At 71.3% G+C, this 19,755-nt stretch carries 17 protein-coding genes; 13 read left to right on the forward strand and 4 right to left on the reverse strand.

Going from position 1 to position 19,755, the window contains the following annotated elements; genetic code table 11:
* Positions 1–2: 2 nt before the first annotated feature.
* The 3 genes from KHU32_RS04120 to KHU32_RS04130 form a co-directional block, all read right to left on the reverse strand.
* The gene (locus tag KHU32_RS04120) at positions 3–1,196 is read right to left on the reverse strand and encodes an MFS transporter (RefSeq protein WP_213668750.1); all 1,194 of its coding nucleotides are present in this window, start codon (positions 1,194–1,196) and stop codon (positions 3–5) included.
* Between the two features lie 128 nt (positions 1,197–1,324).
* Entirely contained in the window at positions 1,325–3,253 is a 1,929-nt protein-coding gene (locus KHU32_RS04125; protein ID WP_213668751.1) for a lysylphosphatidylglycerol synthase domain-containing protein, read from the reverse strand.
* Entirely contained in the window at positions 3,250–4,878 is a 1,629-nt protein-coding gene (locus KHU32_RS04130) for a lysine--tRNA ligase (protein WP_213668752.1), read from the reverse strand. Before KHU32_RS04130 ends, KHU32_RS04125 begins: the two co-directional genes overlap by 4 nt.
* 217 nt (positions 4,879–5,095) lie before the next feature.
* Between KHU32_RS04130 and KHU32_RS04135 the strand changes: the two genes are divergently transcribed.
* Positions 5,096–5,764, forward strand: a complete 669-nt coding sequence (locus KHU32_RS04135; protein ID WP_213668753.1) for a glycine zipper family protein — start codon at positions 5,096–5,098, stop codon at positions 5,762–5,764.
* 4 nt (positions 5,765–5,768) lie between these two features.
* Here the strand turns inward: KHU32_RS04135 and KHU32_RS04140 are convergent, their stop codons facing one another.
* Complete coding sequence (locus KHU32_RS04140; protein WP_213668754.1) at positions 5,769–6,998, reverse strand: RsmB/NOP family class I SAM-dependent RNA methyltransferase; 1,230 nt, start codon at positions 6,996–6,998, stop codon at positions 5,769–5,771.
* An 81-nt stretch (positions 6,999–7,079) separates the two neighbouring features.
* Here KHU32_RS04140 and KHU32_RS04145 point away from each other — a divergent pair, with 81 nt between their 5' ends.
* From KHU32_RS04145 to KHU32_RS04200, 12 genes are all read left to right on the forward strand, one after another.
* Positions 7,080–8,783, forward strand: coding sequence for an ArnT family glycosyltransferase (locus tag KHU32_RS04145; RefSeq protein WP_249680542.1), 1,704 nt, complete (start codon positions 7,080–7,082; stop codon positions 8,781–8,783).
* Entirely contained in the window at positions 8,780–9,415 is a 636-nt protein-coding gene (locus KHU32_RS04150; RefSeq protein WP_213668756.1) for a DedA family protein, read from the forward strand. The genes KHU32_RS04145 and KHU32_RS04150 overlap by 4 nt, the downstream gene beginning before the upstream one ends.
* 191 nt (positions 9,416–9,606) lie before the next feature.
* The gene (locus KHU32_RS04155) at positions 9,607–10,338 is read left to right on the forward strand and encodes a prephenate dehydrogenase (protein WP_347265504.1); all 732 of its coding nucleotides are present in this window, start codon (positions 9,607–9,609) and stop codon (positions 10,336–10,338) included.
* 56 nt (positions 10,339–10,394) lie between these two features.
* A complete protein-coding gene (locus tag KHU32_RS04160) occupies positions 10,395–11,144 on the forward strand; it encodes an SDR family oxidoreductase (protein ID WP_213668757.1) in 750 nt (249 codons plus the stop codon).
* 133 nt (positions 11,145–11,277) lie between these two features.
* A complete protein-coding gene (locus tag KHU32_RS04165; RefSeq protein ID WP_213668758.1) occupies positions 11,278–12,024 on the forward strand; it encodes a hypothetical protein in 747 nt (248 codons plus the stop codon).
* The gene (locus tag KHU32_RS04170) at positions 12,021–12,851 is read left to right on the forward strand and encodes a hypothetical protein (RefSeq protein WP_213668759.1); all 831 of its coding nucleotides are present in this window, start codon (positions 12,021–12,023) and stop codon (positions 12,849–12,851) included. The genes KHU32_RS04165 and KHU32_RS04170 overlap by 4 nt, the downstream gene beginning before the upstream one ends.
* Complete coding sequence (locus KHU32_RS04175; RefSeq protein ID WP_213668760.1) at positions 12,848–13,858, forward strand: hypothetical protein; 1,011 nt, start codon at positions 12,848–12,850, stop codon at positions 13,856–13,858. The genes KHU32_RS04170 and KHU32_RS04175 overlap by 4 nt, the downstream gene beginning before the upstream one ends.
* 77 nt (positions 13,859–13,935) lie before the next feature.
* The gene (locus tag KHU32_RS04180) at positions 13,936–14,898 is read left to right on the forward strand and encodes a Bug family tripartite tricarboxylate transporter substrate binding protein (RefSeq protein ID WP_213668761.1); all 963 of its coding nucleotides are present in this window, start codon (positions 13,936–13,938) and stop codon (positions 14,896–14,898) included.
* Between the two features lie 71 nt (positions 14,899–14,969).
* Positions 14,970–15,821 (forward strand): fumarylacetoacetate hydrolase family protein, encoded by an 852-nt coding sequence (locus KHU32_RS04185; protein ID WP_213668762.1) that lies wholly within the window; start codon positions 14,970–14,972, stop codon positions 15,819–15,821.
* A gap of 163 nt (positions 15,822–15,984) precedes the next feature.
* Positions 15,985–16,725: a gluconate 2-dehydrogenase subunit 3 family protein gene (locus KHU32_RS04190; protein ID WP_213668763.1), complete on the forward strand. Its 741-nt coding sequence runs from the start codon at positions 15,985–15,987 to the stop codon at positions 16,723–16,725.
* Positions 16,722–18,491: a GMC family oxidoreductase gene (locus tag KHU32_RS04195; RefSeq protein WP_213668764.1), complete on the forward strand. Its 1,770-nt coding sequence runs from the start codon at positions 16,722–16,724 to the stop codon at positions 18,489–18,491. The genes KHU32_RS04190 and KHU32_RS04195 overlap by 4 nt, the downstream gene beginning before the upstream one ends.
* Positions 18,488–19,741, forward strand: coding sequence for a c-type cytochrome (locus KHU32_RS04200; RefSeq protein WP_213668765.1), 1,254 nt, complete (start codon positions 18,488–18,490; stop codon positions 19,739–19,741). Before KHU32_RS04195 ends, KHU32_RS04200 begins: the two co-directional genes overlap by 4 nt.
* Positions 19,742–19,755 lie beyond the last annotated feature (14 nt).

Below are 19,755 nucleotides of genomic sequence, written 5' to 3' on the forward strand. Positions count from 1 at the left end.
GGCTAGCGCCGGTCGAGCCGCCAGGACACCATCCAGATCGCAAGGCCGCCCAGCGCGAGCGCGACGCCGACCCAGCCCGTCGAGGTCCAGCCATGGCCCGCCGCGATGGCCAGCCCGCCGAGCCAGGGGCCCAGCGCATTGGCCATGTTGAAGGCCGAGTGGTTGAGGGCGGCCGCCAGCGTCTGCGCGTCGCCCGCCACGTCCATGAGCCGCGACTGCAGGATGGAGGCGAGGCCGCCGCCCATGCCGATCAGCAGCACCACCGGCAGCAGCGTCCAGAGGTTCTGCGCCGCCCAGGGGTAGAGGGCGAGCATGGCCGCCGAGAAGGCAAGGGTGATGGCCGCCGCCGGCATCAGGGCGCGGTCCGCCGCCCAGGCGCAGACGAGGTTCCCCAAGGTGAGCCCCACCCCCATCACGCCCAGGACCAGCGGCACCAGAGCGGGCGAGACGCCCGTCACCTCGACCAGCGTGGTCGCGAGGTAGGTATAGACCGCGAAGAGGCCGCCGAAGCCGATGGCGCCGGTGCCCAGCGCCAGCCAGACCTGCGGTCGCCGCAGCGCGCCGAGCTCGCGCAGCGGGCTGTTCGTCGGGTCGCCGGGCTCGTCGGGCGCGAAGCGGGCGATCATCAGCGCCGTCCCGGTGGCGAGGACGGCCACCAGCCCGAAGCCCCAGCGCCAGCCCACCACCTGGCCGATGCCATTGGCCAGCGGCACGCCGACCACGGTCGCGAGCGTCAGCCCCAGCATCATGCGCGAGACCGCCTGGGCCCGCCGCTCGCGCGGCACCATCGAGGCGGCCATCAGCGCGCCGACGCCGAAGAAGGCGCCGTGCGGCAGGCCGCTGAGGAAGCGGAAGAACAGCATCCAGTGATAGTCGGGCGAGAGGGCGGAAAGCCCGTTCGCCACCGCGAAGACCACCATGAGGCCGATCAGCAGCGTCCGGCGCGCGAGCCGGGCGCCCAGCACCGCGATCACCGGCGCGCCGACCACGACCCCCAGCGCGTAGATGCTGATGACATGGCCCGCCGTCGGCTCGTCGATGCCCAGGCCGCGGGAGAAATAGGGCACGAGGCTCATCGCCGCGAATTCGGTGGTGCCGATGGAAAAGCCGCCCATGGCGAGGGCCAGCAGCACCAGCGCAGGATGCACCCCACGCCGCGCAGGCGCGGCATCGAGCGTCGTCGTGGATGTGGTCATGCGCAGTCACCTCGGCGGCCGGCGCCGCCGGGCACCGGGATATGGAATGAAGATTTCCCGGAGACCGCTTCCTGGCCGCACCGGTTCGTGCGGCCGTGTCGGGGGATATCGAATGCCTTCGTGGGGCTTCAAGCCCCGCAGGCGGCCCCGCAATAATCCATCAGAACTGTCATGTCGCGCTCGGCATGGCAGGCGACGAAGCGGCCGGGCGCCTTGGGGTCGGGCAGGGCCTGCAGCCCGGTATCGGCATAGACCCGCAGATAGGCCGGGCCGACGCTGACGAAGGCCGCCCGCGCGCCGTTGCGCTCGCACAGGTCGCGGAAACGCCAGATGGCCGAGATGGCGTCCCGGGCATCGCCCGCGGGGTCGCCATAGCCGATCCAGATCTGACCCGCCTTGGAGAAGGCGAAGCCGGCGCGGCCGCCTTCGCCCCAGAGCACGCCGTCGGCCTTGGGCGGCAGCGTGCCACCCAGCTTCTCCAGCGCGGCGCGCTGGGCGTCGTCATAGGGGGCCGGGCGGATGCGGGCGGGCCGCAGCAGCCGGATCAGCCCCACCAGCAGCAGCAGCACCGTGCTGCCGACGGCGAAGCGCAGCTGGATCGGCGCGCCGGCGGCCAGCACCACCTCCCACCAATAGGCGTCCTGCAGGCGGCTCGCATTGACGAAGAGGGCCAGCGCCATGCCGCTGATGGCGACGGCCGCCAGCGGCAGCAGCATCTCCTGCGAGAGCGGCTCGGCCCAGAGGCGGCTGTTGCGGTAGAAGGCGGGGCGCATCGTGGCCAGCGCGGCCGCGACCATGAGGAAGGCGCCCCAGGTCCACCATTCCTCGCTGCGCAGCCAGGCGAAGAGCGCGCCGGAGGCCAGGAGGAACAACGCCGCGCCCCAGGCCAGCGTCAGCCGCCGAGCGAGGCCGAAGGCCATGGCCATCAGCAGCGAACCCAGGATGGAGCCGGCGAATTGCGAGGCGATGGCCGTCTCGTAGCCCACCCATTGGTCGATATCGTCGACCGGGAGCGAGCCGAGGAAGATCAGCAGCGCGCCGCCCAGCGCCACGAGGCCCGCCATCGCCGGCACCTCTAGCGGCATGGCGCCCGAGCCCAGCGCGTTGAAGCGCGCCAGCCGGCCGCCGCGCTGGCTCAACTCGAACCCCGCGAAGAGCAGGCCCGAAATGAAGAGGGGCACGATGTAGTAGTAGAGCCGGAAGACCAGCAGCGCGCCCACCACCTCGGCCGCGCCCATATAGGGGGCGAGGCCGATGACGATGGCCGCGTCGAAGACGCCGAGGCCGCCCGGCACGCTCGCCACGATGCCCGCCGCATAGGAGGCGAGGTAGATGCCGACGAAGCGGATGAAGGTCAGCCCCTCCACGTCCGGCAGCAGCACGTAGAAGATCGCCGCCGTCACCGCGACGTCGACGGTGGCGAGCAGGCTCTGCGCGATCGCCATGCCGGTGCTGGGCAGCTCGACGACATGGCCGCGGATCGTCACGGTGCGGCGGAAGCGGCTCAGCAGGATATAGGCCAGCACGACGCCGAAGAGCGGGATGGCCAGCAGCTGCAGGATCCAGTGCGGCAGCACCTGGCCAAGCCAAGGCAGCACCTCCGGCTCCAGGATGAGCACGCAGCCGCCCAGCGCCATGCCGCCCAGGCCGAAGGTCAGCGAGGTGAAGCCGATGACCTTGCCGATCTCGAGCGGCGTGTAGCCCCAGGCCGAATAGAGCCGGTAGCGCACGGCGGCGCCGGAAACGGCCGCGAAGCCCAGATTATGCGCCAGCGCATAGCCGCAGAAGGAGGCGACCAGCGCCCGCCCCCAGCCAGACGGCCTTCCGGCGTAGCGTGCCCCCAACCAGTCGTAGGCGGCCAGCACCAGATAGGCCGCGACCGTCAGCCCCGCCCCCAGCCAGAGGGCGAAGGGCGGGATCTCGCTCATCGCGCGCGTCACATCCGCGATGGAAAGATTGCGGAACTCCCGCTGCACGACCCAGATGGCAGCAACCAGGAGGATCAGGCCGAAGACCGTCGCCCCATGGCGGCGGAGGAGCGGCAGCAGCGCTTTCACGCCGTGGCGCTCTCCCGTTCCAGGGCATTCTCGATCAGGGCGCAGGCCTCCACCACGCCCATGACGGCGATGGTGCCGCCGAAGCGCGGCCCCTCGGACTTGCCCAGCAGGACCTCGTAGAGCGCGCTGAACCAGGCGCGGCCGACGCCGGGGCGCCCGCCATCCTTGGCCGGCGTCTGGAAGGCCGGGAACTCGCGGCCGGCGTCGTAGACGGCCTCCTGCAGGGCGCCCTCACGCTGCGGGCCGGGGGGCAGGGCCTCGAATTCCGGCGCGCGCTCGCGCAGGATCTCGACGAGGCGGCGCATGGCCGCGGCCTCGTCCGGCGTCGCGTCGCGGAACTTCCGCGCCGGCGCGATGAAATCGCGCCAATAGGCGCAGGCATTGCGGACCAGGCGGTCCAGCACCGGCTCGTTCTCCGGCTTCAGCTCCGGATGGTACTTCTGCAGATAGGCCCAGAGCCGCGTGGGATCGTCCGTATTCGCGATGCCGGCGAGGTTCAGCAGCGTCGCATAGGAGACCGGCGGGGGCGCGAAGTTGGGCGCGTGGCCGCGATGGATGTGCCAGGCCGGGCTGGCCGGGTCCGGATTCTCGCGCAGCTTGCCGAGGCCCGCCAGCCAGTCGTCCACCGCGCGGGGGATGACTTCCTTGTGCAGCCGCTTGGCGCTGCCGGGCGAGGCGAACATGAACCAGGCCAGGCTCTCGGGCGAGCCGTATTCCAGCCACTGCTCGATGGTGAGCCCATTGCCCTTGCTCTTGCTGATCTTCTGGCCCTGGGCGTCGTTGAACAGCTCATAGGTGAAGGAGACCGGCGGCTCGCTGCCCAGCACCTTGCAGATCTTCGAGGAGAGCTTGACGCTGTCGATCAGGTCCTTGCCCGACATCTCGTAGTCGACGCCCAGCGCGTGCCAGCGCATCGCCCAGTCGGCCTTCCACTGCGCCTTGCAGGCGCCGCCCGTCACCTTGGTCTCGAAGAGCTCGCCCGTGTCGGGGTCGCGCCAGACGATGGTCCCCGCCTCGGGACGGGTCTCCTCCACCGGCACCTGCATGACCACGCCGGTCTTCGGATGGATGGGCAGGAAGGGCGAATAGGTCGCGCGGCGATCCGGGCCGAGCGTGGGCAGGATCACCTGCCGCACCTCCTCATGCAGGGCCAGCATGCGCAGCAGCGCCTCGTCGAAGCGGCCGGAGGCGTAATAGTCGGTGCTGCTCGCGAATTCGTATTCGAAGCCGAACTCGTCGAGGAAGGCGCGCAGGCGCGCATTGTTGTGCTGGCCGAAGCTCGGATGCGTGCCGAAGGGATCGGGGATCTTGGTCAGCGGCTTGCCGAGGTTGGCGGCCAGCAGCTCCTTGTTCGGCACGTTGTCCGGGACCTTGCGCAGCCCGTCCATGTCGTCGCTGAAGGCGAGCAGGCGCGAGGGAATGCCCGTCAGCTGCGTGAAGGCATGGCGCACCCAGCTGGTGCGCGCGACCTCGCCGAAGGTGCCGATATGGGGCAGGCCCGAGGGGCCGTAGCCCGTCTCGAACAGCGCCTCTTTTTTCCCCGTGACCGCCAGGCGGTCGGCGAGCTTGGCGGCTTCCTCGAAGGGCCAGGCGCGAACGGTGCGGAGGGTTGGATCGGCGGACATGGGCTTCCGATGGCAGGGGGACGCTGGATGGTCAATGCGCGGCCACCCATGACGGCGGCAAACCAGCCTTGCGAAACTGCGGGTCAGGGCGGGAAAGGGTGCCCGGCCTGCGAGGCCGCGGCACGCGCCGGAATTTTGTAACCATCTCTGCTGCCACGCATTTGGCGGTCTATATGCCAGCCTAGCGCCTGTGCTGAATCGGCTTGCGAGGACAGCCATGAAGAAACTGCTTCTCCTGGGGGCCGCGGGCCTCGGACTGGTCGGATGTGCGGCCACGCCCCCCTCCGGCCCCACCGTCATCGCACTGCCGCCACAGGGTAAGGATTTCGCGCAATTCCAGCGCGAGGATCAGACGTGCCAGATGAACGCGGCGGCCAGCATCGGCTACGCCAATCCCTCCGCCGCGGCGACGAATGCGGCCGTGGGCAGTGCCGTGGCCGGAACGGCGGTGGGTGCCGCGGCCGGCGCGCTGGTGGGCGCGGCGGCGGGCAATCCCGGCGCCGGCGCGGCGATCGGCGCGGGGGCCGGCCTGGTCACGGGCACGGCGGTCGGCGCCAATGCGGCGGCCGGCACGACCTACGAGATGCAGGGCCGCTTCGACGTGACCTATGCCCAGTGCATGACGGCCCTCGGCAACACGGTGCAGACCGCCCCGGCGGTGCCGCCCGCGGTGCCCTACTACGCCACGCCCTATTACCCTTACGCCTATCCCTATGCGGCCTATGGGTATCCCTATGCCTACCCCTATTTCGCGCCCAGCATCGGCATCTATGGCGGTTGGGGCTGGGGAGGCTATCGCGGCGGATGGGGCGGCTACCGCGGGGGCTGGGGATATGGCGGTGGCTGGGGCTATCGCGGCGGTTATCGCGGCGGCTGGCACCGCTGAGGGTTCAGCCCTTCACGAGCCGGACGGCGAAGAAGCCGTCCATCCCGCCCCGGTCCGACCACATGTCGGGCCGGGTCCGGAGCACGCCGCGCGGCGCCACGCCGATGCCCGGGAGCTCCTCCTCGCGCAGGGGATCGACCCGCAGCCCCTCGGGCAGGTGGTCCAGATGCCCCTCGCCCTCCTCGGCCTGCAGCGAGCAGGTGGCGAAGACCAGCCTTCCGCCCGGCTTCAGCAGCTTGGCCGCCGCTTCCAGGAGCTGGCGCTGCTGCCCGGCGAGCTTGGCGATGTCCTTCGACTGCTTGAGGTAGGGCAGGTCCGGGTGGCGGCGGATGGTGCCGGTGGCCGTGCAGGGCGCATCGAGCAGCACGGCGTCGAAGAGCCCTTCCGGCCGCCACTTGAGCACATCGGCATTGACCAGCTGCGGCGCCAGCTTCAGCCGCGCCATGTTCTCCCGCAGGCGGCCCATGCGGCCTGAATCCCGCTCCACCGCGACGACCTCGGCGCCCAGCGCGGCGAGCTGGGCGGTCTTGCCGCCCGGCGCGGCGCAGAGATCGGCCACGCGTTCGCCCGGGCGGACGTTCAACAGGAGGGCGGGCAGGGCCGCCGCGGCGTCCTGGGCCCAGAAATCCCCCTCCGCGAAGCCCGGCAGTTCGGTGATGCGCGTCCCCGCCGGGAGGCGCGCGGTGCCGGTGGGCAGCAGCACCGAACCTTCGGGCGCCGTCACGCCCGGCTTGAGCGAGAGGTCCAGCGGCGCCTCGGTCCGGTGCGCGGCGGCGATGGCCCGCACGGCCGACCCGTGCGCGGCGTGCCAGGAGGTCCAGAGCCAGCTCGGCGTATCGAGCCGGGGGTCGAGCCCTTCCAGCGCCTCGGGCCCCGCCTCGGCGACGCGGCGCAGCACGGCATTCACCAGCCCGGCCAGCGGCCGGGGCGCCAGGGACACCGCCGAGGCCACGGCCGCATGCGGCGGGGTGCCGAGCAGCAGCAGCTCCGCCGCGCCGATGCGCAGCGCCCGCTGGGCGGGCTTGGGCGGCTCGCGGCGCAGCCAGGGCTCCATCACGGCGTCCAGGCTGCCCATGCGGCGCAGCACGGCGGCGGCGATGCGATGGCCGGCCGCCTTGTCCCGCGCCTCGATCTCGCCCGGAATGGCGTCGAGGGCCTCTTCCATGGCGCGGTGCTGCTCCAGCACGGATTCCAGCAGAAGGGCGGCCACGCGGCGGGCGGGGGAAATGCTCATCGGCCGCTTTATGGCCGCGCGCCTCCCCGCATGCTAGACGCGCGGCGTCATGCGACCTCTCAGCCCTCGCCGCCCCTCCGCATGAGCGCGACGCGGCTGGACCTCCGTCTCGACCAGATGAGCGGCGCCGCGCAGCGCTGGCCGCGGCTCGTCCTCGTCCTGCTCTGCCTCGCGCTCTTCCTGCCGGGCTTCTTTTCCATCCCGGCCACCGACCGCGACGAGAGCCGCTTCGCCCAGGCCACGCGCCAGATGGTGGAGACGGGCGACTACGTCCACATCCGCGTCGGCGAGGAGGAGCGGAACAAGAAGCCGGTCGGTATCCATTGGGCCCAGGCGGCCAGCGTCCATCTGCTGGAGGCCACCGGCCTCGCGGACCGCAGCGACATCTGGGCCTATCGCCTGCCCTCGCTGCTGGGCGCCATCCTCGCCGTCCTCGCCACCTTCCAGTTCGGGCGCGGGCTCGTGGGTCGGCGGGCGGCGATGCTGGGCGCCGCCATGCTGGCCGGCTGCATGGTGCTGATGGTCGAGGCGCATATCGCCAAGACCGACGCCGCCCTGCTCGCCAGCGTGACGGCGGCGATGGGCCTCTTCGGCCTCGCCTATCTCCGCCCCGGCAGCTTCAGCGCGCGGCAGGCGGCCGCCTTCTGGGTGATCCTCGGCCTCGGCGTGCTGCTCAAAGGCCCGATCGCGCCTATGGTGCCCCTGCTGACCGGCCTCACCCTGGCCATCACCGACCGCCGCCGGGGCGGCCCCTGGCTCCATGCCCCCTGGCTCGGCGCGCTGCGCCTCTCCTGGGGCCTGCCGCTGATGCTGGCGATCGTGCTGCCCTGGATGATCGCGATCGGCATCGCGACCGAGGGGCGCTTCTTCTCCCAGGCCATCGGCGGCGACATGCTGGGCAAGGTCGGCTCGGGCGACGAGAAGCACTGGGGCCCGCCCGGCTTCTACCTGCTCACCTTCCTGGTCGCGGCCTTCCCGGCCGGCTTCCTGGTCCTGCTCGCGCTGCGGCAGAGCTGGGCCGAGCGCGGCCAGCCGGCCATCCGCTTCCTCATCGCCTGGGTCGTGCCGACCTGGCTGGTCTTCGAGGCGGTGGCGACCAAGCTGCCGCACTACACCCTGCCCACCTATCCGGCCCTCATGATGCTCGGCGCCGCCTGGGCGCTCGACCCGCTGCGCACCGAGCCGCCGCGCTGGCTGCGCTGGCTCGCCCGGCTGGCGGTGGCCGGCGTGGCGCTCGGCCTCGCCGCCGTGGCCGTGGCGCTGCCCTGGTTCGTCACGGGGCACGAGCCCCTGGGCGCCCTGCTCGCTTTGCCCGCGGCCCTGCTGCTGATCTGGCTGACCTGGCGCGAGATGGGGCGCGCCCATTGGGCCCGCGCGGCGGCCGTCGCCGTCGTCGCTGCGCTGCCGATCTATGTCAGCGTGATGCAGCTCACCTTCCCGCGCATCGAGGCGATCTGGATCGCGCCGCGGATCGAGGCCCTGCTGGCGCGCGCCGCGCCCGGCCTGCCTTCCGAGAAATTCGGCATCACCGGCCATGCCGAGCCCTCCACCCTGTTCCATGTGGGCGGGGGGTTGCAGCTTCTGCGCCGCGGCGAGGACGCCGCCATCTTTCTGACGGCCGATGCCGGCAGGGTGGTGGCGGTGGGTGACCGCGCCGAGGCAGACTTCCGCCGCGAGGCCGCGCGGCTTGGGCTGCGCCTGGAGGAGATGGGTTCCGTGGATGGACTGAACTACACGCGCGGGCGTCGGGTGACGCTGCGCTTCTACCGGGTGGCCACGCCATGATGGACCTAATCACGAGCTGGATCACGGCGGCCGGCTACGTCGGCATCTTCGGGCTGATGTTCCTGGAGAACCTGTTCCCGCCCATCCCCTCCGAGCTGATCATGCCCTTCGCCGGCTTCGCCGCCGCGCGCGGGCAGCTGTCGGTGTCGCTGGTGATCCTGGCCGGCATCCTCGGCACCATCGTCGGCAACATGTTCTGGTACGAGGTCGCGCGCGCCTTCGGCGCGGAGCGGACCAAGCGCCTCTGCGCGAAGTACGGGCGCTGGATCGGCGTGAACGCCGCCGACCTCGACAAGGCGGAGGAGACGCTGCGCCGCTGGGGGCCGCTGGCAGTCTTCCTCGGCCGCATCATGCCGGGCATCCGCACGGTGATCTCGATCCCCGCCGGCCTCATCGAGATGCCGCGCTCGACCTTCTATGCCTGGACGACGCTCGGCACGGCCATCTGGGTCGGAGCCCTGACCATGTTCGGCTACATCCTGGAGGAGGGCTACAACCAGCTCGAGCCCTGGATCGACCCGATCGGCAAGGGGCTGGTGCTGCTGGTGGGCGTGCTGTTCCTGGTGCAGATCTGGCGGATCTGGCGCCGCCGGTCCGCCGTGCCGGCCGCCCGTTCCGACGGCGAGGCCTGACAGTCCACACTTGACGGGGCGGCGCCCAGGTCCTTCATTGAGCGCATGTCGACGACCCTCCCCCTCTCTGGGCTGTATTACGCGCCGCGCATCTAGCGGCGGGATGGTCTTGTCATCTTTCAACCGCTGCCTCGCCAGCGGTTGATATCTTTCCGACGCCGTTGGCCTTGCAGCTTCGCAGAGGTCCAACCGTGTTCCAGTCCCACGATATCGGCATCATCGGCTTCGGCGCCTTCGGGCGCCTGATCGCCACGCATCTCGGCCCGCATTTCGGCCTCTGCGCCTACGACCCCGCGCCCTCCGCGCCGATGCCCGGCGTGGCGCCTGTCGATCTCGCGACGGCCGCCGCCTGCCCCATCGTCATCCTCGCCATGCCAGTCGGCGCCATGGAAGAGACGGTGCGCGCCATCGGCCCGCATCTGCGCCACGGCGCGCTCGTCGTCGATGTCGGCTCGGTGAAAATGCTGCCGGCCGAGATCATGCGGCGCGGCCTGCCCGACCATGCGGACATCGTGGCCACGCACCCGCTCTTCGGCCCGCAAAGCGCGCGCGACGGCATCCGCGGCCTGAAGATCGCCATCTGCCCGGTGCGCGGCCGCCGCGCGCCGCGCCTCGCGGCCTTCCTGCGCAAGGTCCTCGGCCTCGACGTCATCATGACGACGCCCGAGGCCCATGACCGGGAGGCCGCCATGGTCCAGGGCCTCACCCACCTCATCGCCAAGGTGCTGGTCCGGATGGAGCCGCTGCCCAGCCGCATGACCACGCGCAGCTTCGAGCTGATCCACCAGGCCGTCGGCATGGTGCGCGGCGACGCGCCCGAGGTCTTCCGCGCCATCGAGATGAGCAACCCGCATTCGGCGGGGGTCCGCCGGCGCTTCTTCGACCTGGCCTCGGCGCTGGATGCGGAGCTCACGGAAGGTTGACGGCGGGCCGGCCCGGGCGCGCAAATGAGGTCCATAACAAGACGAGGGAGGACATCATGGCGGGACGTCTGGCGGGAAAGCGGGCCTTCGTGACGGCGGCCGGGCAGGGGATCGGCCGGGCGAGCGCCCTGGCCATGGCGGCGGAAGGCGCCTCGGTCATCGCCACCGATCGCGACGGCGCCAAGCTGGCCGGGCTGGAGCAGCACGGCATCACGGTCATGCCGCTCGACGTGATGGACGACCATGCCGTGGAGGCCGCGATCACCGGCGCCGGCACGCTCGACATCCTCTTCAACTGCGCGGGCTTCGTGCATCAGAACACGGCGCTGACCTGCACCGAGGACGAGTGGGACTTCGCCTTCAACCTCAACGTGCGCGCCATGTGGCGCTGCCTGCGCGCGGCGCTGCCGGGCATGCTGGCGGCCGGGCATGGCAGCATCATCAACATGGCCTCCGCCGCCTCCAGCATCAAAGGCGCGCCGAACCGCTTCGTCTACGGCACGACCAAGGCGGCGGTGATCGGCATGACGCGCGCGGTCGCGGCCGACACGGTGACGCAGGGCGTGCGCTGCAACTGCCTGGCGCCCGGCACGGTCGATACGCCCAGCCTCGGCGACCGCATCGCCGCCAATGCAAGCTCGGCCGGCGGGCTGGAGGCGGCGCGGGCGGCCTTCGTGGCGCGGCAGGCGATGGGCCGGCTCGCGACCGCGGAGGAGATGGCCGCGCTCGTGGTCTATCTGGCCAGCGACGAGAGCACCTTCGTCACCGGCCAGGCCATGGTGATCGACGGTGGCTGGACGTTGTAGCGCAGCAAGACGTCACGCGGCCGCCCCTGGACGCTGCGCCGGGGCTTCGTTAGGTGCTGAATCCGGTGCCGGGGGGCGCCTGAAGGGCAAGGCCGACGGCGCTTGTTCCTCCATGTCGGGGAAGGCGCGCCGCATGCTCAGATCCGGGTTCTGGCTGCTCCTGCTCGGCTTGCTCGGGGCCTGCGCCCTGCCGGTCAACACCGCGCTGCGGGACTGGACGCGCAGCGCGGAGACCGCCCTCGATCGAAGCGGCGCCGCGCCGGCCTCCCTGGCCGCCCGCGAGGCACTCGCGACCTATTTCCAGGCCCTCGGCGCGCTGTGGGACGGCGCGGATCTCTCCTTCGATGCCGCCCGCTTCGCGACCCTCGCGGCCGCACAGCCCGATCCGGCGGTGGCCGGGGCGATCCGCGAGCTCGGGCGGCTGCTGCGCGCGGCGAGCGACGAAAAGCCCCCGCGCTGGCTGCCGGCCGACAATTCCGGCCCCACCCCGGCCTATGAGGACCGGCGCCTCTCCACGACGATCCGCGCGGCGGATCCCTCGGTGCAGCTTCTGCTCGCCGCGCTGAATCGCCCGGCCGTGCCCGCGGCGGCGACGCCCATGCCCCCTCACGCCGCGACGGACGATCCGGCGCTGCAGCAGGTCCAGCTGGAGCAGGAGGCCCGCCGGGCGCGCCGCGCTGCCCAGGAACAGACCGCGCAAAACCGGCAGGCGGCGGTGCTGACCGAGCTCGCCGCCGGACATGCCCTGCTGGCCGGGCTCGCCGGGCGCCTCCGCCAGAGGGAGACGGAGCGCGAGCTTCGCCGCGCCGAGGACCGCCTGCGCCGCGCCATGGCGGATCGCGGGGCGCTCCAGCCTCCCGGTGCGGAGATCCTCCCATGACGACACGACCTAGCCGCACGGCCATGGCCCCCCGAAGGCGCGCGCGCCCGGCCCTCTGGGCATCGCTGGCCGCCGCGCCGCTGATGCTCGCGGCCTGCAATGCGCCGGACTACACGCCCGTGCGCGACTGGGCCGCGACGGCGAGCCTGGCCGTGGACGAGCCGCGCATGGCAGGCGGCAGCGTGGCGCCGCCGCCGGGCACGGGCCTGCCGGCATCGCGCCCCGCCGAGGACGGCATCCTGGCCATGCAGGAGGCCCTGGCGACCTACCTTCAGGCCCTGGCGACCCTCGCCTCCGACGGCGTGCTGCCCTATCGCGAGAGCCCCTTCGTCCAGCTCGCGACCCGCGCGGAGGCGGCCTCGACGCCCGGCGCGCAGGCCATCACCGCGCTCGGCCTGCTGCTGCGCCGGGCCACCCACTACAATGCCCGGGCACCGGAGATGCGCGACAATATCCGCGCGGCCGATCCGCAGGTGCAGGCCCTGGTCGCGGCGCTGCGCGAGGCCGTGGCCCGCCAGGAGGCGGGGGAGGCCGCGGCACGGCGGGAGGCGGCCGCCTTCTATGCCGAGGTCGAGGCCAACGGCCGCGACGCCGCCGCCCAGCAGGCGCTTCGCGAATGGGCCCGCGAACGCGACGCCGCCTTCGCCGCCGAGGCCGCCCGCCGCCTCGGCTACGGGCAGGTCCTGGCCCGGGTGGCCGAGGGCCATGCCCTGCTGAAGGCCCGGGCCAGCCGCATGACGCGCCTGGACGTGGTGCAGGAGGTCCGCGCCGCCGAGGCCGAGCTGCGGCGCGCCGCTCAACCGCTCCGGACGGGCAGCGCCGGATGAGGTTGGCGCGGCTCATCCCTGCCTTGGCCATCGGCTTCCTGCTGGCGCCGGCCGGCGCCGCGGCGCAGCTGCTGGAGGATGCGGCGGCGCGCGTCCAGAACCGCCTGACGGAGATCGGCTCGACGCTGCAGTCCCGGCATGGCGGCCTGCTCGGGCTGATGGGCTACAACATGACGCCCGACGGCTCGACCAACTCGCTGCTGATCCAGCGCGGCTCAGGTCGCGCGGGCGGAGACGACGTCACCTCACTGCAGCTGAGCCAGTTCGGCTTCGGCTTCACGGCGAGCGAGTCGGTGCCGGTCTTCCTCGAAACCTACATCGGCTATGCGCGCTACGATCCGCGCGCCTATCTCACCCAGGGCGAGGCGGGACGGCGGTTGCCGCTGCGGTGGAACAACTTCACCGGCACCCTCGGCATCGGTTACGACATCCGCCTGGCGGAGAACCTGTGGCTGCGGCCGATCGTGAACGGCTCGCTGGGCGTCGCTGCCTCGGACGTCACGCTCTTCGCCTCCTTCCTGCACTACCGCACCGGCATCGACATCCCCGCCCTCACCGACAAGCAGGTGAATGTCTACGGCGTCGGCGGTTCGCTCATGCTGGCCTACTACGACCATCGCCCGGCGCGGGACATCGATGTCGAGCTGCGCTACACGCAGCTGCGCCTGCAGACCTATGGCAACACGCCCTCGGGCCTTCGCGGCTCCTCCACGCCGCGCACCCTGGGCCTCTGGGCGCGGCTGCGCTGGCCCACGGGCTGGGAGGCCTTCGGGCGGCCGGTGCGCTGGGTGATCGACGGCTCCGGCTCGGCCTATCTCGGCGACCAGCGGGAGGCGCTGGGCTTCGGCTGGTCGGTCAAGATCGGCGGCGGCATCGAATTCGATGTCGGGCGCTACGAGGTCGGCGCGATGGGGCTCAACCTCTCCCGCGTGCGGTTGATCGGGCGCTACTTCTTTGGCGACCGCGGCGTGACCGGCGCTTCCTTCGGCATCGGCATGAGCTTCTGAGCCGCAGCCGGGCCCACGGTTTGACAGTGCGCGCGGCGCGTTCCGATACTTCCGGAAAATCGTCCCGGGAGGACAATATGAAAACGTCTCGTCGCGCCCTGCTGGCCGCGCCCGCCGCGCTGCTCGCCACGCCCGCGCTCGCTCAGGGCGCCTGGCCCAATCGGCCGGTGCGCATCTTCGTCGGCTTCCCCGCCGGCGGTACGACCGACATCCTCGCCCGCATCGCCGGCCAGATTCTGCAGGAGGAGCTGGGCCAGCCCTTCGTCATCGAGAACCGCCCGGGCGCCGGCTCCAACATCGCCGCCCAGGCCGTGCTGCGCAGTCCGGCGGATGGCTACACGCTGCTGCTGGGCTCGCCCGGCACGAATGCCATCAACCCCCACCTCTACAGCAATTCCGGCTACGACCCGCGCACCGACTTCCTGCCCATCTCCCAGATCGCGGAGGTGCCGAACCTCATCGCCGCGCATCCGGGCCTCGGCGTGCGCGACGCGGCCTCGCTCATCGCGCTGGCGAAGCAGCGGCGCCTTTCCTATGGCGAGACGAGCATCGGCGGTTCGACCCATCTCGGCGCGGAGCTCTTCCGCGTGATGGGCGAGTTCGAGGCGACGCACGTCTCCTATCGCGGCAGCTCGCCCATGATGACGGACCTGCTGCCCGGCCGCATCGATTTCGGCTGCGACAACCTGCCCTCCATCCTGCCGCATATCCGCTCCGGCGCGCTGGTGCCCATCGGCGTGACCTCGACTTCGCGCTGGGCGGGCGCGCGGGAGATTGCGGCGATCGGCGAGACGCTGCCGGGCTACGAGGTCACGGCCTGGTTCGGCATCGTGGCGCCGAAGGGCACGCCCGCCGAGGTGATCCGGCGCGCCAATGCGGCGCTGCGCACGGGCCTCACCAGGCCCGAGACCGTGGCCCGCCTGCAGGAGCTCGGCGCCACGCCGCTGCCCGGCACGCCCGAGGAGTACCAGGCCCGCAACGTCGCGCAGTACGACCGGATGGGCGACCTGATCCGCCGCGCCGGCATCCGCGCCGAATAGGCCGTGGCACGGGACTTCGCGCCACGCGCTTTCCCGTGCAGTCTTCGCCCCGCTCTGACAGAGGAATATCCATGAAGCTGCTTCGCTACGGCCCCAAGGGCCAGGAAAAGCCCGGCCTGCTCGATGCGGCCGGCACCATCCGCGATCTGTCGTCGCTGGTGCCCGACATCAACGGCGACACGCTCTCGCCCGGCGTCCTGGCGAAGCTCGCCTCGGTCGATCCCGCGAGCCTGCCCGCCGTGACCGGCAATCCGCGCCTCGGCGCGGCGGTCATCGGCATGAAGAACCTGATCTGCATCGGCCTGAACTACGCCGACCATGCGGCCGAGACGGGTTCGGCCCTGCCGAAGGAACCGATCGTCTTCATCAAGTCGCTCGGCGCGCTGAACGGCCCCTTCGACGACATCATCATCCCCAAGAACTCGGTGAAGACCGACTGGGAATGCGAGCTGGCGATCGTGATCGGCACCACGGCGCGCTACGTGACCGAGGAGCAGGCGCTCGACCACGTGGCCGGCTATGCCGTCGGCAACGACGTCTCCGAGCGTGAATGGCAGCAGGAGCGCGGCCCGACCTGGGACAAGGGCAAGGGCTTCGAGACCTTCGGCCCGCTCGGCCCCTACGTCGTCACGAAGGACGAGGTGCCGGACCCGCAGAACCTGAAGATGTGGACCGACGTGGACGGCGTCCGCCAGCAGGACGGCAGCACGAAGACCATGATCTTCGGCGTGAAGACGCTGGTCAGCTACGTCAGCCAGTGCATCACGCTCTTCCCGGGCGACGTGATCTTCACCGGCACGCCGCCGGGCGTGGGCCTCGGCAAGAAGCCGACCCCCTGGTTCCTCAAGGCCGGCCAGCAGGTCAAGGTCGGCATCGAGGGCCTGGGCGAGCAGGTCTCGAACACGGTCGCCTACCAGGGCTGAGCGCCAAGGCGCTTTCGCCCAAGGCCGGCGCGCGGGAACAGGTTTTCCGCGCGCCGCACCTCCGCCGGCCCTGAGGCCGCGCCGAAACGTACCGCCTCCGCAACTTTTCCTCGCTTCCCCTCGTTTGGATGGCCAAAGGCGCTGTCCAGGAGAGGCGATATTCATGCGGGGACGATCCACCTCCAGAAGGCATCTCCTCGCGGCGACGGCGCTCGTCGCCTGCTCGCTTCCTGCCGCCCAGGCCCGCACCATCCGCGGCGCGCTGCCCTGGTCGGCCGGTGAGGCCTATCCGCCGCCGCGCCTCTCCGCCGCGGGCTGGCTCTTCTTCACCGAGGCCGAGGCCGCTGCCGTCACGGCCATGGCCAATCGTCTCATCCCGCCGGACGAGCTGGGCGCCGGGGGCGCCGAAGCAGGCTGCGCCACCTTCATCGATCGCCAGCTCGCCGGTTCCTTCGGCACCTCGGACTGGCTCTACATGCAGGGGCCCTTTCCCGCCGGCACGCCGCAGCAGGGCCTGCAGGAGGAGCATCCGCCGAACCGGCGCTATCGCGAGGCGCTGGCGGCCATCGCCGCCCATTGCCGCGAGAAGATGGGCGGGCGGCTGTTCCACACGCTTTCCAGCCAGGAGCAGGATGCCCTGCTGACGGCGATGGAGGCCGGCACCTCCGGCATCGCCGGGCTGCGCGACAAATCCTTCTTCGAGCTGCTGCTGCAGAATGTGATGGAAGGCTACTTCGCCGACCCGGCCTATGGCGGCAACCGCGAGATGGTGGGCTGGAAGCTCGTGGGCTTCCCCGGCGCGCGCTACGACTTCCGCGAGATGCTGGACCGTCTCGACCAGCCCTATACCGATCCGCCGGTCGGCCTGTTCGGTCGCCCCGCCTGGACGAGGGCTGCGCAATGACGCGCCGTCTTCCATCCACCGACGTCGTGGTGGTGGGGCTCGGCTGGACCGGCTCCATCATGTCCCTCGAGCTGGCGCGCGCCGGCCTGAACGTCGTCGCCATCGAGCGCGGCCCCTGGCGGGACACCGCGGCGGACTTCCCGCCCGCGACCTCGGCGGACGAGCTGCGCTACGCCGTCCGCCAGGACCTCTTCCTGCGCCCCGCGCAGGAGACGCTGACCTTCCGCAACAACATCTCCCAGAACGCGCTGCCGATCCGCCGCTGGGGCAGCTTCCTGCCCGGCAACGGCGTGGGCGGCGCGGGGGTGCACTGGAACGGCCATACCTGGCGCTGGCACCCCTGGGACTTCACGCATCGCAGCTCAACGATCGAGCGCTACGGCGCGGATTTCCTGCCGCCGGACAACATGATGCAGGACTGGGGCATCACCTATGACGAGCTCGAGCCCTTCTATGACCGGTTCGAGTATCTCTGCGGCATCGCCGGCAAGGCGGGCAATCTCCGCGGCGTGATCCAGGAGGGCGGCAATCCCTTCGAGGGCCCGCGCCAGCGCGAATACCCGACGCCGCCCATGCGCCTCACCCAGGCGCCGACGATGTTCGAGAAGGCGGCGCGGGAGCTGGGATGGCATCCCTTCCCGAACCCCTCGGCCAATATGTCGCAGGCCTATACCAACTCCTACGGCTGCCGCCTGGCGCCCTGCACCTATTGCGGCTTTTGCGAGCGCTTCGGCTGCGGCAATTATTCCAAGGCGAGCCCGCAGACCTGCGTGCTGCCCGCCCTCGTCCGGCAAAGCAACTTCGAGGCGCGGACGGAGTGCCAGGTGACGAAGGTGAATCTGAGCGCCGACGGCAAGCGCGCCACGGGCGTCACCTATCGCGACACTTCCGGCCGCGAATGGGAGCAGCCGGCGGAGATGGTGCTGCTCTGCGCCTATCAGCTCTTCAACGTGCGCCTGCTGCTGCTCTCGGGCATCGGCACGCCCTACGACCCGCGGACGGGCGAGGGCACGGTGGGCCGCAACTATGCCTATCAGATCACGGGCGGCGCGACGGGCTTCTTTCCCGGCGAGCGCCACTTCAATCCCTTCGTCGCCTCCGGCTCCGAAGGCATCGTCGTGGACGATTTCAACGACGACAATTTTGACCACACGCAGGTCGGCTTCGTCGGCGGCTCCAGCGTTGCCTGCATCCCGACCAATGGCCGTCCGATCCTCAACCGGCCCGTGCCCGAGGGCACGCTGCGCTGGGGCAGCGCCTGGAAGCGCGCGACGCACGAGAACTACAACCGCACGGCCTCGGTCGGCATCCAGGGCAGCGTCATGCCTTATCGCGGCGCCTATCTCGACCTGGACCCGACCTACAAGGACCCGTTGGGCCTGCCGCTGCTGCGCCTGACCTTCGACTTCCAGGAGAACGAGCGGAAGCTGCGCCGCTTCGGCGTCGACCGCTGCATCGAGGCGGTGCGCGCCATGGGGGCCGATCGCGTGATCCGCAACGAGATCACCGGGCCCTATGACATCGTGCCCTATCAATCCACCCATACGACGGGCGGCGCGATCATGGGCGCCGATCCGAAGACCAGCGTGGTGAACAAGTATTGCCAGAGCTGGGACGTCCCCAACGTCTTCATGGCGGGCGCCTCGCTCTTCCCCATGAATGCCGGCTTCAACCCGACAGGGACCGTCGGCGCCCTGGCCTATTGGGCCGTGGACGCGATCCGCGAACGATACCTGAAGGCCCCCGGGCCGCTGGTGCCGGCATGAGCCCGCGCACCCCCGCCCGCCGGCTCGCCGCGCTGCTGGCGCCCGCTTTCGTGCTGCTGCTCGGCGCACTACCGGCGCAGGCAGACGACAACGACTACGTCGCCATCGAGCGCGGGCGCTATCTGGCGACGGTCGGCGACTGTTCCTCCTGCCATCTGCATCGCGAGAGCCCCTATGCCGGCGGCCGCGGCATCGAGGCGCCCTTCGGCACCATCAACGCGCCGAACATCACGCCCGATCCGGAGACCGGCCTCGGCCGCTGGACGCGCGACGACTTCGCCCGCGCCCTGCAGCAGGGTGTCAGCCGCAACGGCGGGCATCTCTATCCCGCGCTGCCCTACCCCTGGTTCACGCGGATCAGCCGCGAGGATTCCGACGCGATCTACGCCTATCTGCGGACCGTCCCGCCGGTGAGCAACGCGGTGAATCGCGATACCTTGCCCTTCCCCTTCAGCATCCGCGCCGTGATGCGCGTGTGGAACGGCATGTTCTTCGAGCCGGGCCGCTTCCAGCCCGTCATTGGCCGCACCGACGAATGGAATCGCGGCGCCTATCTGGTGGAAGGGCTCGGCCATTGCGGCGCCTGCCACACGCCGGTGAACGCGCTGGGCGGCAGCCGCCGCAGCCAGTCCTTCGCCGGCCAGGCGCTGCAGGGCTGGTACGCCCCCAATATCGGCGGCAGCAGCTACCAGGGCATCGGCGAATGGGGCGTCGACGACGTGGTGCAGTATCTGCGCACCGGCGCGAATGGCTGGACGCGCGCCAGCGGCCCCATGGCCGAGGTGGTGCAGCGCAGCACCAGCCGCATGACCGAGGCCGATCTCCGCGCCATCGCCGTCTATCTCCGCGACCAGCCGGGCCGCGGCCCCGCCACCGCGCCGCCGGCCCTGGCCGCCGACAGTCCCCGGATGCGCACGGGGCAGGCGATCTACGTCGACAATTGCAGCGCCTGCCACCGCCGCGACGGGCAGGGCGTCGAGAGCATGATCCCCTCGCTCGCCTCCAACCAGATCGCGGTGCAGGCGGGCCCCGAGACGCTGATCCGGCTGGTGCTCTCCGGCTCCCGCCCCGCCGCCACCGACGCCGAGCCGACGGCCCCGGCCATGCCCGCCTTCGGCTGGCGCCTGAACGACGCGCAGGTCGCGGATGTGGTGACCTATCTGCGCAACAGCTGGGGCAATGCCGCCCCCCCGGTCGAGGCCTCCGTGGTGCAGACGATGCGACGGCAGCTGGCCGCCCGCGGCGAGTAACGCGCGCCTCGGGC

The sequence above is a fragment of the Roseococcus pinisoli genome, from assembly GCF_018413645.1.
Lineage (GTDB): Bacteria > Pseudomonadota > Alphaproteobacteria > Acetobacterales > Acetobacteraceae > Roseococcus > Roseococcus pinisoli.

Coding starts and splice junctions, on each gene's coding strand:
- KHU32_RS04120 (WP_213668750.1), bottom strand. CDS start 1,196: ATGACCACATCCACGACGACGCTCGATGCCGCGCCTGCGCGGCGTGGG.
- KHU32_RS04130 (WP_213668752.1), bottom strand. CDS start 4,878: ATGTCCGCCGATCCAACCCTCCGCACCGTTCGCGCCTGGCCCTTCGAG.
- KHU32_RS04135 (WP_213668753.1), top strand. CDS start 5,096: ATGAAGAAACTGCTTCTCCTGGGGGCCGCGGGCCTCGGACTGGTCGGA.
- KHU32_RS04140 (WP_213668754.1), bottom strand. CDS start 6,998: ATGAGCATTTCCCCCGCCCGCCGCGTGGCCGCCCTTCTGCTGGAATCC.
- KHU32_RS04145 (WP_249680542.1), top strand. CDS start 7,080: ATGAGCGCGACGCGGCTGGACCTCCGTCTCGACCAGATGAGCGGCGCC.
- KHU32_RS04150 (WP_213668756.1), top strand. CDS start 8,780: ATGATGGACCTAATCACGAGCTGGATCACGGCGGCCGGCTACGTCGGC.
- KHU32_RS04160 (WP_213668757.1), top strand. CDS start 10,395: ATGGCGGGACGTCTGGCGGGAAAGCGGGCCTTCGTGACGGCGGCCGGG.
- KHU32_RS04165 (WP_213668758.1), top strand. CDS start 11,278: ATGCTCAGATCCGGGTTCTGGCTGCTCCTGCTCGGCTTGCTCGGGGCC.
- KHU32_RS04170 (WP_213668759.1), top strand. CDS start 12,021: ATGACGACACGACCTAGCCGCACGGCCATGGCCCCCCGAAGGCGCGCG.
- KHU32_RS04175 (WP_213668760.1), top strand. CDS start 12,848: ATGAGGTTGGCGCGGCTCATCCCTGCCTTGGCCATCGGCTTCCTGCTG.
- KHU32_RS04180 (WP_213668761.1), top strand. CDS start 13,936: ATGAAAACGTCTCGTCGCGCCCTGCTGGCCGCGCCCGCCGCGCTGCTC.
- KHU32_RS04185 (WP_213668762.1), top strand. CDS start 14,970: ATGAAGCTGCTTCGCTACGGCCCCAAGGGCCAGGAAAAGCCCGGCCTG.
- KHU32_RS04190 (WP_213668763.1), top strand. CDS start 15,985: ATGCGGGGACGATCCACCTCCAGAAGGCATCTCCTCGCGGCGACGGCG.
- KHU32_RS04195 (WP_213668764.1), top strand. CDS start 16,722: ATGACGCGCCGTCTTCCATCCACCGACGTCGTGGTGGTGGGGCTCGGC.
- KHU32_RS04200 (WP_213668765.1), top strand. CDS start 18,488: ATGAGCCCGCGCACCCCCGCCCGCCGGCTCGCCGCGCTGCTGGCGCCC.